We start from the raw sequence: 14410 nt of genomic DNA, 5'->3' as shown, positions 1-14410 counted from the left end.
AGCGGTGACGGATCGGGCGCGCGATGGTTTACAGGCGGCCATGCGCGGTGCTACAATCGAGGGCGCAGCGGCTATCGGTAGGCTTCCTTCTCCCTTTCTGGAACTTAGCGTACCGGCTCTCCGCTGCCCATCGTGCGCTCCTACGCCGGCAGGGGCGCTGCTCTTTGTGGGAGGCTGGGCGATGCAGCAGGCCATCTACATCCGCCACCGCAGCCGGGTGCTCGTGCCGCCCGGCGATGGCGGCGCGCCCTCGCAGTACCTGGCGAGCCTGCTTAAGAATCTGGAGCGCCTTGGCTTCACCGCCAGCGCCGCGCTGATCGCGCACCTGCGCACCTGCTCGGTCGCGCAGCTGGAGCGGCTGAGCGCCCAGCTTGTCCCCGCCCTGCGCCAGCTGGTCGGCGCCCACGTCGCCTACGCGCCGATGTACCCCAACTTCCCGGCCCAGGTGATGCAGGCCTCGCGCGCCGAGCTGTACCTCAACGCCATCCTGCACTACCTGACCCACGGCCGCCCGCGCTCCGAGAAGCAGCGGCGCACGCCGCTGCTCGAGCGGGCCGACCTGCGGGTGATCGACCTGGGCGACGACGCCGACTTCCGGGCGATCTGCACGACGCTGCTGGCGGCGAAGAGCGCCCTCTCCCCTACCGACCGCGCCGACCTGGCCTGGTTCTTCCAGACCTACGGCGACCAGGCGATCGCGCTCATCCCGCGCGAGGTGCCGCTGCGCGAGAATGTCGCGCTACTGGCGACCCTGCTGCTGCGCCATACCAGCCGCGGCGTCGAGGTGCTGCGCCGCTACGTCAAGACCGCCACCGACGTGCTGCGACTGGCGGTCGCGCTCTCCGACGGCGATGTGAGCCTGGCAGCCGCGACGAAGTTCCGCCGCTTCAGCCGCCCCGAGCGCCGGCTGCTCCTGGAGCTGCTGGAGGAGAGCGGGAGCATCACCGAGGACATGCTGCGCTATGTGGAGCCCTGGAAGCGGTTGGGTGAGCGGCTGCACCCCGGCGAGTACGCGGCGCGCTTCCCGCGCAGCGTGGCGGCCTTCGACATCATCCGTAACGACCGACCCTTCGCGACCTTCCGCTCGAAGGTGGAGGGGGCAATCGGCGCCGGCCGGCTCGACGAGGCGCTGACTCTGCTGCGCGGGCGACCGGGCGAGCTGGCCCGCCGGCTCGACCACCTGCTGCGCCGGGCCGAGCAGCCCGATGCGGTTGTGCAAGCTTTCGGCGACGTTGCCGCGCAGGTCTCGACCCCGGTGCTGCTCCAGAGCCTGGCCCACTTCGCCCAGCGGCCGCTGGGTCACCCGCTGCGCAGCTTCTTCCCCAAGGGCGAGGTCGCCAAGGCCCAGGTGATCGCCAACACGCTGCCGCCGCTCGACGCCGGGCTGTGTGATGGGATGGTGGCGATCTGCCGCGAGACCCTGATCAACCGCTTCCGCGAGCGGCAGCCGCTGGGCAAGGTCTTTGTCGACGAGCGGCTGCGCGACTACCCGGTGCCGCTGACCCAGCGCTCGGCCAGCAAGGCGCTGCGGACGATCCCGCGCGGCTCGCGGCTGCCGCTGGACGCGGGCGGCACGGTGCGCTTCTTTCTGTGGTGGAAGGAGGGCGAGGTCAACGGCAAGCCGACCGGGCGGGTGGACATCGACCTCTCGGCGGTGCTCTACAACGCCGACTGGCGCTACGTCGAGCATATCTCCTACACCAACTTGAAGTCGGAGAAGTACCGGGCCGCCCACAGCGGCGACATCGTCACCGCGCCGAACGGGGCCTGCGAGTTCATCGACCTGGACATTGAGTCGGTGGTGCGCTTCGACGGGCGCTATGTGGTGACTGCGCTCAACTCATACTCGGGCCAGCCCTACTGCGACCTGCCGGAGTGCTACGCGGGCTGGATGCTGCGCCGCGCTCCGCAGTCGGGCGAGGTGTTTGAGCCGCAGACGGTGCAGCAGAAGATCGACGTCGCGGCCAACACGCGCATCTGCATCCCGGTGATCCTCGACCTGGTGGCGCGCCAGGTGATCTGGGCCGACCTGGCCCTGCGCCGCAACCCGCGCTGGTTCAACAACGTCGAGGGCAACCATAAGGGCATGCTGCTGATGGGCCAGGCGCTGACAACCCTGGTCAAGCCCGACCTGTACGAGCTCTTCACGCTCCACGCGGCGGCGCGCGGCACGCCGGCCCCACGTGGGGCGGCGAAGATGGTCTTTGCGCCTGACGGCACGGTGACGCCCTTCGACATCGGCGTCATCCTGGCCGAGTATTTGTGAGCCGGCGATGGACGTAACGACCGCCTGGGATCTGTTCATCGCCGGCTTCACCGACTCGGGCCACGCGCGGCGTTACGCGACCCGCTTTCGGGCCGGGCCGCTGGAGGCCGTCCGCTTTGCCGCGGGCGAGCTGAGCGGCAAGCCCTTTGAAGAGTTATTCGTGCGGGACTGCGACCCGGGCGCAGCCCTCGCTGCCGTTGCCGCACACCAGCCGCTGCCCCGTCACTACCTGACGGTGCTGGAGGACCAGCCCGGCCTGCGCGAGACCTATGAGTGTGGCGGCTACCGCCTCGACGATACCGAGACGCTGATGGTCTGCGATCTGGCGGTGCTCGCGCCGTTGACGCCCTCACCAGGAGTAACCCTGCTCTGTGAGGAGGAGGCGGACTGGCACAACTGCAACGATCCCCAGGGCACACGGTGGGCGCTGCCCGAAAACCTGGCCGACCCGCGCATGGCCCACTACACGATCGTGCGCGACGAGCAGCTTGTGGCGCGCGGCCGCAACCTCTGGCTGAACGCCCGGCAGAGCTACGTCAGCCGGGTCTACGTCGCCGAGGCGTGGCGCGGCCAGGGGCTGGCGCGGGCGCTGATGGCGCGCCTGCTGGCCGATGACATCGCCAGGGGCGCGCGCTGGAGCGTGCTCACCGCATCGCGCATGGGCGAGCGGCTCTACGCAGGGCTGGGCTACCGTGTGTTGGGCACGATCCTGATCTTCGAGCCGAACGAGGGCGTCGTCGGCGCAGAGGGAGGAGACGGATGACCGACCACGTCACACTGCGGCCCATCGCCGATGGTGACCTGCCGATCCTGTTCGAGCAGCAGCGCGCGCCGGCGGCGGTCTGGATGGCCGCCTTCACCGCCAAAGACCCATCCGACTGGGAGGCCTTCAGCGCCCACTGGGCAAAGGTGCTGGCCGACCCGAACGTGACCAACCGCATCATCCTGGTGGACGGCCAGGTTGCCGGCTCGATCGCCTGCCACGCCTGGTTCGGCGAGCCGGAGGTCAGCTACGGGCTGGGGCAGGAGTTCTGGGGCCGCGGTATCGCGACGCGGGCGCTGGCGCTCTTCCTCGCCGAGGTGCCGACCCGGCCAATCCACGCCCGCATCGTCAAGGATAACGTCGCCTCCCAGCGGGTGCTGGAGCGCAACGGCTTCACCGTCTACGGCGAAGATCGTGGCTTCGCCGAGGGGCGTGGCGCCGAGGTCGAGGAGTGGCTACTGGTGCGTCATGCGCAGTGACCGCTATACGGTGAGCAGCCGTCCAAACTGCTCGGGCGCCACGGCCTGTGCCGACCCAGCGACAAAGGCTACGTGGCAGCGGTGGCAGTACCAGGACTGCTGCCAGCGCGCGATCTGGCGGTTCCATTGCTCGCCGGCCTCGCGTCGCCGGCGCTCGCCCAGCTGCACGATGCCGACCGTGATCGCGATGGCGATCAGCGCGCCGACGCCGGCGACGCCAGCGAAGAGACGCTCAGCCGCGCCGCTGGTGAACGCCGCCTCGAAGGTCTGGCCCTGCAGCCCGACGATGACCGCGGTGACCATGCAGCTCGCCGGCAGGCTGAGCAGGAGCAGGCCGAGGAGCAGCACGATGATCAGCCAGCCACCGCCAGGCTGGCGCGGCGGCGCCAGCAGCTGCGCCAGGTTGGTGCGGGCAACCCCGGCAGCTGGCATCAGGTCGGCAGTGAGCACGCGCACCTGCTGCGTGCCGCCGGCGACGATCGCAGCAACGCGCTGGGTGGCCTGGGGCGAGCGGCAGCAGGGGCAGACAGGCTGGCTGGACATGGCGCACCTCTCTCAGATGCAGAGCTGAGCGGCTGTGAGGCTCGGTCAGGGTGAAGCCGGCCTCGCTACCGGTTCCGTGTAGAACGATTGTACGACACGTGTCAAGAGCTTTGGCAAGATGATTGTGCAAGAGAGACTGCTCGAGACCTGTGTAGCCCGCTTGGGGCTAGCGGTGTGACCGTACCTGTCTCTCCCTCGTGCTATAATCCTGGAGCAAGCTGGACTTTTCGTCCATGTAAAATGAAAGTTAATTAGACCTATATGCTGGCTATAAGTCCTGCCACCAGACCTGCAGCTTTTGAGTACGAGCCTTTTCGTCCAGCGCTCCAAGAGCGTTTTCTAGCTCGATTCTATCAGGCTTCTCGCAAAATGGCACTCGCCTCGGAGGGTGATCGGGAAGAAATAATTCGATCCGAGGTCGAATGGGCACTAAACAGCCACGGGAATCCCCGTCAACAGGCAATTTACCAGGCGACGTGGTTACTTCTGCGCGACCTATTGCGTGTTCGCTGGATACCGCGCTGGAACGAAGATACCGCTACCCTTGAGCTTGCCCCGCCGCAACCTCACGACAGGCCCCGCAGCCAGGCCGATATTCATGCTCACAAGCAAACTCGGCGTGAGATTATGGCGCCTGAACGACACACACGTCTGATACAAGCCGTTGACTTTATTCGCCGTATGGAAGCGCCGGCACGCGGGGTACCGATCACGGCGCTTATTGCTGACGGCGCGCAGTTGGCGACCGACTTGCGGGCGGTGGCGCGGCTTAGGAACGGGGAGGAGCGAGCCGCAGCGCTTCGTCAGTACGTGCAGCCCTACCTTCAGCTTGTTGAGGAAGGTGTTCGCTGCCAGCACACCGGTTTCCTCCTCGGGGACATCTGGCGCTATTTCCGCCTTACTTGGGCCTCGCCGGTCTATAACACACCTGGCCGCAGCCTGTTTTATCTCGTCCGCGATGGAGCACGACCGAACCATCCGGTGATGGGTATTGCCTCCCTGGAGAATGCGCCCATCTTTATCGGCGACCGCGACGACTTTCTCGGCTGGACGCCCGACGCGTTCATTCGCTCGTTGCTGCCCCAGCAACCTGGCGAGACGCCTGCGCCGCCCGACATCACGGCCGTCCGCGAAGCGTTCACCCATCTGCTCAGAAATATCAGTCGCGCGATCGGCGATGTGAACGCGACAGACCTCTGTACCCCCGAAGAACTGGCTCACCCGACTCCGGAACAAGTGCAGCGGCTGAGTGCCCTGTCGGTGCAATTTGCACGCGAACGACAGGAAGCCCTGCGCCAGTGGAAACAGTTCAGTGCCCAGACCGACCGCACTGGTGAAGCAGAGCTACAACGAAGCGAGTACGGGAATGTCAGCGAAGAGGCGTACGACCTCTTGTTCCTGAAGAAGCGAGCAGCTGAACTGTCTCGTCTTCTTGGGGCGCAGCTTGCCATCCAGCAACTACTCGAGCGAGCCGACTTCGAGCAGGTTTGGCAGACCTGGGCGACGAGCGAGCGGGGGAAGACTGCCATTCGTAATGGCCTGGTCGCCATCAAGAACCATCATGTAGGTACGAGTATTCTCGAACTGAACATCTGCGGTGCAATTCCGCCCTATAACCACATACTAGCCGGTAAGCTCACCGCACTCTTGATATGCTCTCCCCAGGTAGCGACCGACTACAAGCGGCGCTACGGTACCGCACGTAGCGAAATCGCGTCGCAGTTGAAAGGTGCCGATGTCATCAGGCCTGCAGAGCTTGTGTACATTGGAACGACTGCCCTCTATACGGCTGGCTCCAGTCAGTACAACCGTCTGCGCCTGCCTGCCGGTCTTCTTCGTGCCGATGCACCCGAGACACCTATCGAGCGCATCGGCGTTACGCTTGGATACGGAACGTCCCACATTAGTGATGCGACCACAGCTGCTCTTGAGGCTGCCGCGAGTGACGACTTTCTTCAGGTAAACCATGTATTGGGAGAAGGCGTCAGCCCGAAGATGCGCATCATTCGCTGGGGGCTGGACGCCATCTTTCGGGAGGGACAGCGCGCGCTGTCCGACCGGGTTGCCCAGCATCAGATGCGCCGACTAGTCTACGGTGTCTTACTTGCCGAGAACGGGAAAGAGTACTTGCAGGGGAAGGCAACGCAACTTCGTCACATATGGGACGAGGCTCTCCCCCCGAAAGAGGGTACCGAGCGCATTGCCGAGTTCTGGCGAGCGCGCTGGCTCGATACCCGGCTTCAATTCGAACCGGCTTTGGAGCGCCTTGCAGCATTTCATCCGGAGGAGTTGCTCCTATCGCGGGAACTGGCAGACAAGGCCGACCACGATTGGGCCTACACATTAATCAAGCAAAAGCCGGAGACTGCTACGATGGAAGTCGTATCGCCTCTCATGGATACCCGCCACCTCTCTCCTGACGAGCAGCAGCGGCAGCTGGTACGCGACCTCTATCGCGGTGCCACCGGCTTTGCTGATGATGTTCCGATCGAGGACCTCCGGCGCCTCCACGCCGCGACCGGCCTTGACAAGGCTATTCGTCAGCATATCGCCGCGAAGCGTAGCGTTGTCCTCACGGGGAACCCGGGCGATGGGAAAACTCATCTGCTGCGAATTCTGGAAGAGGATATTGCCGGGCTCGGGGCAGTGGTCGAGAGCGACGCGAGCGCCGTGCTGAACGAGGAAATCGTTGCAAACTGGCGTGCTGCCCTCGCCGCCGGCAAGCCCTATTTCATTGCGATTAACGAATCTGTATTATTCAAGCTCGCTGCGTCGTACCCGGAGTTCGAGTTGCTTCAGGAGGCACGCCGCCAAGTCACCGGTGCCATTTCCTATGGATCGACGCCAACGCTTCCTCTCGGCGATGTCGTGGTTCTCGATTTGAGCCACCGGAACACGCTCGACGAAAAGCTTGTCCACGCGGTTATCGACAAGCTTACCGATGCCACTATGCTCCCGCGGTGCGCGCAGTGCCCGGTTGCAGGCTGCGACATGGTACGAAACCAGGCCCTGCTCCGGGAGCTTCGCGTGCGGGGACGCCTCCAGGCAATCTTCGAGAGCATCACCCGGCGCGGTGTTCACGTCACGATGCGTGATCTTCAGGCGTTCATCGCATATCTAGTGTTTGGGGACCGCGATTGCACGCAGCTGCTGCAAGGGAGCGATGAGGAAGAGTACGCACTACCGCAGCTTCCCTATAAGGGGCAAGGGCCGCTTTTTGATGCGGTACGCGAGGCATTTGACCCGGCAAAGGTCTGCCATCCTGTCTACGACGACCAGCTCATCAACAATACGGTGCGAGCCGACGGGTGGCTGACTACCGACAATGCGAATGCTGGGTCGCTCGATTCGATTGCCATCAAGCGTTTTGAGCGGCGCAAGCGTGCGTTCTACTTCTTCCACGAGAGCGGCGATACGCTGCTTTCGCTGGTCGGCGACGACGAGCAGGCGTTCAACGCCTTTTTAACCCAGACCGAATCACGCAGGGCTCTGCGCGAGGTAATCCGAAAACTCACCGCATTCTTCGGGCGCCACACGGATAGTGAGCGGCTCCCGGTCTGGCAAAGCCACCGGTACGACCAGAGTGCCCAGCGTATTCTGTACGCCGTCCAGCACCGTGAGCGGCGAGAGTTCGAGTTACTAAGTCCCGTCCTGACCGGGCATATGGCAGACGCGTTCCGAATGGCGGATGATCATCGGGTGCTCCGCCTCATCCGCAATGCCCAAGCGAGCCTGCGCATCGACTACGGACTCTTCCGACTGCTGCACCAAGCCGAACGGGGTTTGCCGGCGCTTCTCCTTCAGCCCGAGGCGACCCGGCGCATCTGGCAGTTCCTGGAGCAACTCACGGACGGAACGGTGCCGGTTGACGACGAGGTCACGGCTCAGATTCTCGATCCGATGACCGGCGAGCACCTTGAGGTGACGGTAGACCCTCAAACCAGAACCTACATCACCATTACGGATAGGGAGGGCCGCCGTGTTTGATATTAAGACTACCCGTGACGCTATTGAGAAACAATATATCGGGTTTAGTCCCAATACGACCAACGTAAAACCGGCCCATCTTGCCAACGGAATGTTCCGCGTTCTGTTGCAAGCGCGCTACGACACCAATCGTCTGTTCCGCTTTGTCTACATGACCTTGAAAGACGGCAGCCCGCTCCTCGGGAGTGAGCCTCAAACGATTTACGACCAACTTGTGGCAGCGAACCACATCGATGCCAACGAGGTGTCTGTGCAGCAACTCGGGGCGCTACGTACCGCGCTGCGCAAAATCGTCTCTGCCGATAAAGCAGTGTATGTGGGCAAAGCCCCGCGTACCGCGACTCAGGCCCTGGACCGCATGGACTCGTATTCTGCCGGCACAGCGCCATTTGTGTCCAGCGACCGTATCGGACAGGATGGCGGTGAGTTTCTCGCCGCCTGGCTTCAGCGTGATGCGCCGGATTTTACCGCAGTATTCCGCGATGCACTCAATCAGGGAGATGACCCAATAACAATCCTCGCGGCTCCACTCCTTGACGCCGAGAAGACGACGCAACACACGCCGGACTTTTCGTCTACGATCGGGCTTGCCGATACCTGCCCTCCCGAGCTGCACCGGGGAATGGCCAGTCTTGGAGCCGCTGCTGAACGCTTGGCGGGCCATCTTAATGCCCACCCGAACAAACTGGCTCGCCTGCGGATGGGAATGCTGCTCGGCTCGTTCCTTCTCGTTCGCTACCTCGCCGACCTGGAGCACCTCTACCAGCCGAGGACAACCCGCGGGCGCCCTATCTTCCTTCTGGATTTCTCGACCCGGAACGATGACCCCATTCGCGCCGCGTCGCAACGGTCGTATGTTTTCGTTTGTCAGGCAGTTACCCGATTTTACACCTGGATGTTTGCCCAGTACCTGGAACGGGAATTCCCCATAGACGCTCTTGCTGGGATGCCCTCTTATTCGGGTAAGAAAAAGACGGCAGATCTCCAGGTTATCGAGGACATCTGGCAGGCAGCCATCGAGGACCACCGCGACGCGCCGAACCCGTACCATGTTTACGGACAGGCGGTGTACGATATCCTGGCACTTCTTGCCGAAGCGACGCCAGTGCAGTATATGCGGTGGATTGGCATCCGTTGCGGCCTCTTCTGGCCCCCCTACAATCTGCAACCGACCAAGCAAATGGCGGTGCGGCAGGATCTGCTGGAAGTCCTTATCCGTAGCGTCGCCGGTCAGGGTGATATGCTGACCCTAAATGACCTTCAGAACCGTCTGTGGGAGGCGTTCGGTATCGTTATCGGGGGGCGGTCGAATGACCTGGATCTGCTCATCAATGCAGGCATCTATCAGGCCGATAGCCAAGCTCTCGAACAGAACCAGGCAGCGTTTGTGAGGCACCTGCGGGATTTGAGTTTCGCACGGCTCCTTGCTGACGGCGTTCTCGAAGTACAGGTAGGCACAGCATGGAACTGACCCTCACCGGCGTTCTGACAGACTTACTGAAGTCACGCCTGCCCACGACGAAGCTGGGTATCGTCGTGCGCGGACTTCAGGATATCTCCCCCGTCCAGATAGCGGCTGCCCTCGCAGAAGCCACACAGGTGCCACTAGCTGTTGCAGCGGTTGGCTATCCTATTGTTGGCTATCCTATTGATGATGCACCGGACTTGGAAGTTGCCACCACCATCGAGGCTGCCGTGGGATGGCGCAACCAGGCTTCCCACTACGCGGGCCGAATCCTCGTGTTCGTACCGGGTGAAGTGGATAAACTCGGGTCGCTCGCAAGTCTTGACCCGTTGACGACTCGCGATGTCGCTCTTCACCTTATCCAGTGGGCCGAGCAAGCACTGGGATACACGCCGCCGCAGCAGCGGTTCTGGGCAGCACTGCGCAGTCAGGCCGCAACCTTGCCGTTCCGGATGCTGCTTGAGTTTACGACCGCTATCGCAGCGAGCCGTCAGGCCATCAGCGCCATCCCCCGAGAATTGTGGCGCCTCGGCTTACTCGAAGACGGCATGGTGCTCAACATATCGGTCAACGTCGAGGAACGTCTCGATCGAAACCGCGAGTTAATTACGGCTATAGGGCAGCTTTCGGACAAGAGCCGGAAGCGGATGAACCAGGTGCTCCGGCGGGCGCAGGGACAGGAACAGCAGCAACTGCGGGAGGCTGCTCGGCAGTTGCGTCAGTTCTTCGAGCAAGGCGACAACCTCTCGCTCGACGGACTGCGCTTCGATGATGTCGAGAAGCTTATCCAGGCAGGAAAAATCGAGCCTGCACCCGCCCCACCCGTAGACTCCGGCGACGGTGACGACCAACCGGAGCACGAGCCGCGCACCCGACGGGAAACGGTACTACGCGGTCAGGAGTTGACCCAGGCTGTTGCTGGTCAGATTGTTCGCGGGGGCAGTCCGGAGGCTATCGAGGGATACCTTGAAATCGTCAGGCGTCGCATGGAGGACGAGCAGAGCGAACAAGATGACCCGATCGACGATGATGCCCTGACCCCGATAAGCGGCGGTCGGTCAATCCAAACGAACGTTACCAAGTACACAGTATCGCTCCGTGACTTCATCAAGGCATTCTGTACGGACGAGTACTGGGGCGGTGTCACGCAAGCCGACCAATACAATATGCGTGACATTATCCACCGTTTCACGACTATAACGACCGTCGAGCCCGTGAACCCCCGCGTGCCGGTACGGGACGAGCAGAGCTTGGTCGAACTGCTCACGATTATTGACCAGGGCATGGGGGGAGCCACCACGCTCGTCGCCGTGTGGGAGCAGATGGAGGCGGCCCGCTCCGAGCTTATCGAGCATCTCGATCTCTTGATTGCTGAGCCGATTGCGCTTTTGTACTCCAACAGTCCCGTCCGTGCTGCCGTCGATCGGTACCTTGACCAGTACGCCGCCCTGTTGCGGCAGCTGCATAGCCAGGTGCAGACGCTCAGCCAGCGCTATGCCAAGACCTACCGCAACGTTCTTCAGGGCCTGCTTCGGCTTGACGTTATCTTCGTACTCACAGCGAACGACTCGCCTGCGGATGAAGACTACCGCCAGTGGAAGGCGACTCTCACCCCGCTCCACCCGCTGCATTTGTGGCGGTTTCGCACAATCCTGGAGCGCGCTGGGACGACTTTGAGCGAGGTCGAACAAGAGCAACTCATGCAGGCGTTGCCGAAGTTGCCTCATCTTCTGCACTTTGTAGCCGCCGTTGACGAGCGTGGGAACAAGATCACACTCCCCCAGGCGGGAAGCCTTGAGACACTGCCTATCTATGAGAACCGGACGAACCGTTATCTGGGCAGTGATGGCGTCGAGTTCCTGAGCGACCTGCTCAAGAGCTGGCTTGCGTTCGCGCCCTATAGCCAACCCCAGATTCGGGTTGCGTTTATCGATGTCCCCTACCTTCCAGATGCCCTGCGGGAAGTATGGCGCTTCATGCGGGGGCGAAACCATACGCAAGTTGTTATCGATGTCTATCGAACGCGGCCCCAAAGCGTCCTTGAGCACTTGTCCGAGATGGAGTTTGAGGCGCAGGACAGCGATATCGCCGACCTCCTCGTCGCCGGTTCCCTCAGCCTCAATCTCCACGACCCCAAACCGCTCCGGGAAGTGGTGGAGGCACTTGAGCAGCGACCCGTTCATATTGTCTATAGTTTCGACCAGTCCTCGTATGACCTGACGAAAGCAGCCCGGACGGGGCACCATATCGTCAGCCCCCTCGTAGTCACGTACAAGTACGGCTACGACGAAGGAATGAAGAAGGGCGAGATTTCGCCATCGTCTGACGCCGACAGCGGCATCTTTGCCGACTATCACCACTTGGTCAACCAGGCCATCGACCTCCGGGAAGACCAGTCGTTCCAGGTTCAAATCGGCCGCGGGAACGATGTCGATGCCCTCAACTCACTGCTGTCGTCGCAAAGCGCTCGCTGGCTCGCGGTGGCCGACCGGACGATGCTGGGGTATGCTCCCCGAGACGCGGTACCTCTCGTCGAACAACTCCAGGGGCGTCGGGAAGTCGCTGTCTGGGCGTATGCAACTTCCCGATCTGTGCGGCAGTTCATCGACATCCTACGCGACTTCAACCTGCTACCCGACGAAGCCCACATCGCGCGCCTGATGCAGAAGTACGGTCATATTGCAGCCGGCGGACTCTTTAGTGCGGTTCGGGCAAACAACCTCTCGACCTCGCAGCGCAGTAAGCAGCGCAAAGGTCTTATCGGCACCGTCGTCGCCGCGCACTGGTACACGCAACGCTACCCCGGTGCCCTTATCGCCTCGCTCGATAGCGGCCTCGCTCGGCAGTGGCTATCCCTGCAAGCACCGTCCCGCGAGCGAGCCGACCTGATCGGGTTGCGTGAGGATGGGCAAGGGAACCTCGTCATCGATGTGATCGAGGTAAAAGCGGTCGAGCAGGCGAGCAAAGAGGTGCAAGTTACGACCAATCCTCACACACGCCAGACCATCCTCAGCGGACCCGCAATTGACCAACTCCGCGCTACGCTTGCCGCGATCGAGCCCATCTTTACCCTAGGCGAGAACGAGCATGGGTTGTTTACGCAAGCGCGGCGCGAAGCCTTGAAGTATCAGCTGTACCGCGAGTGCTTCCGGGAGCTGCACAACAACGCTGACCAGTACCGCTGGTATACGCTCCTGAATCGGGCGTTTGGGGTTGAGGGGCAAGGTACCCAAGTCGAGGTGTCCTGCCGCGGTATCGTCATTCATGCGCACTTCGAGGACCACGGAGATACCGACCTCGTTGCCGATAGCGTAGCTCCCGTAACCCTCGTGCGGCTGCGTGACGAGGCGATACAGCGGCTTGTGGGCCTGGAAGTGCCAGGTAGCACTACTCCTGTGCCGCCGCCTACACCCTCTCCGGCGCCAAACAGCGGGGGGCCGGCGCCAGGAGCGGCACCACCTCCGTGCAGTCCTCCTGGTGGGGCAGAAGCGAGTACTGGTGGTGCTGCTGGTGACACCTCAACGTCAGAACCGGTCAGGGAAACTCAGCAGCCATCAGAACCCGTACACGAAAGCCCGATGGCCCGCGAGATGAATGTGACACCTCATCTTCCCGCAGAGCCGCGCGGGGAAGCTCCCCCTGTTCCTGAGCCGATGGCGACTGGACCGCAGCTACCCACTCCTGCCGCACCGGTAGGCCCGCACTACGATGTACTTCTTGGCGACACGGGAAAGTCCCGACAGTACGGGCTCTTCGGCCGGGTCGGCAATAAGACGGTAGCCCTGGACCTTAATGGCACGAACACGATTAGCCTTTTCGGGGTACAGGGCGGTGGGAAGTCGTATACGCTCGGAAGCATCGTCGAGATGGCGACGAAGGCGTTTCCAGGTATCAACCTGTTGCCCTCGGCTCTCGCTTCGGTCATTTTTCACTATCACGAGAGCCAAGACTATCCCCCCGAGTTCGTCTCGATGATTGCGGCCAACAGCAAAGAAGACGAACTACGGATACTGGCCCAGGAATATGGTGCCCGACCGGACCGGCTGGAGGATGTGGTCATCCTGACTTCGGCCGATAAGGTCGCCAAGCGACAGACGGAGTTCCCCTCGGTGCGGGTGGAGCCCATCCTTTTTGGTTCCGGCGAGCTATCCCTGAAGGATTGGCGGTTCCTGATGGGGGCAGTCGGAAACCAGATGTACATGAAGCAGATGAATCTGATTATGCGCCAACTGCGCGATCAGATAACGCTCGAGACGCTGCGGGAGGAAATTGGCGCCTCAGACCTAACCGACAGCCAGAAGAACATCGCCAACACCCGACTCAATTTCGCCGCACAGTTTATCGATGATAGCCGGACTCTAGGTCAGGTGTTGCAGCCCGGCCGGCTCGTGATTGTAGACCTGCGTGACGAGTTTATCGACAAGGACGAGGCTCTGGGCCTGTTCGTCGTTCTCCTCGATATCTTCGCAAACGCGGGAAGGGACGAGGGCTTCAACAAGCTGGTGGTCTTCGATGAGGCCCACAAGTACATGAACAACGACGACCTCACCAGCCACATTGTCGATGTCATCCGCCAGATGCGCCACCAAGGTGTGTCCGTGCTGATTGCCTCGCAGGACCCGCCGTCCCTGGCCAATGCCATCATCGAGCTGTCGTCGGTCGTTATCCTGCATCGCTTCAACTCACCCAAGTGGCTCAAGCATATCCAGCAGTCGGTCGCGGCATTGGCCGATCTGACATCAGCCCAGCTTGCCGGGTTGCGACCGGGAGAAGCCTTTATTTGGGCGACGAAGGCGACCGATGCGGTATATACCACCCGAGCGGTCAAGATACGATTCCGTCCCCGAGTGACGCAGCATGGCGGAGGGACGAAGACAGCAGTGTAGTACTGCGGCACTGCTCGGCAC

General features: G+C 62.2%; 7 protein-coding genes. 6 read left to right on the top strand and 1 reads right to left on the bottom strand.

Translation table 11 applies throughout. The features are described 5' to 3' along the window. The first annotated feature begins 181 nt into the window (after positions 1–181). Genes U0177_RS20760 through U0177_RS20750 form a run of 3 tightly spaced genes read left to right on the top strand, consistent with a single transcriptional unit; the run spans position 182 to position 3508 of the window. The gene (locus U0177_RS20760) at positions 182–2266 is read left to right on the top strand and encodes a TerD family protein (RefSeq protein WP_409572579.1); all 2085 of its coding nucleotides are present in this window, start codon (positions 182–184) and stop codon (positions 2264–2266) included. Positions 2267–2273: 7 nt separating this feature from the next. Then, positions 2274–3029 (top strand): GNAT family N-acetyltransferase, encoded by a 756-nt coding sequence (locus U0177_RS20755; protein ID WP_409572578.1) that lies wholly within the window; start codon positions 2274–2276, stop codon positions 3027–3029. Next, positions 3026–3508, top strand: a complete 483-nt coding sequence (locus U0177_RS20750; RefSeq protein WP_409572577.1) for a GNAT family N-acetyltransferase — start codon at positions 3026–3028, stop codon at positions 3506–3508. The genes U0177_RS20755 and U0177_RS20750 overlap by 4 nt, the downstream gene beginning before the upstream one ends. A gap of 3 nt (positions 3509–3511) precedes the next feature. On the opposite strand, the gene U0177_RS20745 is transcribed toward U0177_RS20750, so the two are convergent. After that, the gene (locus U0177_RS20745; protein ID WP_409572576.1) at positions 3512–4051 is read right to left on the bottom strand and encodes a hypothetical protein; all 540 of its coding nucleotides are present in this window, start codon (positions 4049–4051) and stop codon (positions 3512–3514) included. 627 nt (positions 4052–4678) lie between these two features. On the opposite strand from U0177_RS20745, the gene U0177_RS20740 reads away from it, so the two are divergent. Genes U0177_RS20740 through U0177_RS20730 form a run of 3 tightly spaced genes read left to right on the top strand, consistent with a single transcriptional unit; the run spans position 4679 to position 14389 of the window. Continuing rightward, positions 4679–8038 carry a Druantia anti-phage system protein DruA gene (locus tag U0177_RS20740; protein WP_409572575.1) on the top strand — a complete coding sequence of 1120 codons (3360 nt, stop codon included), beginning with the start codon at positions 4679–4681 and terminating at the stop codon, positions 8036–8038. Next, complete coding sequence (locus U0177_RS20735) at positions 8031–9509, top strand: hypothetical protein (RefSeq protein WP_409572574.1); 1479 nt, start codon at positions 8031–8033, stop codon at positions 9507–9509. Before U0177_RS20740 ends, U0177_RS20735 begins: the two co-directional genes overlap by 8 nt. Beyond that, entirely contained in the window at positions 9500–14389 is a 4890-nt protein-coding gene (locus tag U0177_RS20730; protein WP_409572573.1) for an ATP-binding protein, read from the top strand. The genes U0177_RS20735 and U0177_RS20730 overlap by 10 nt, the downstream gene beginning before the upstream one ends. Positions 14390–14410: the final 21 nt, after the last annotated feature.

Source organism: Kouleothrix sp., assembly GCF_046328425.1.
Classification (GTDB): Bacteria; Chloroflexota; Chloroflexia; order Chloroflexales; family Roseiflexaceae; genus Kouleothrix.
The sequence above is the reverse complement of the archived record's forward strand: the minus strand, read 5'-3'. Positions and strand labels throughout refer to the sequence as shown.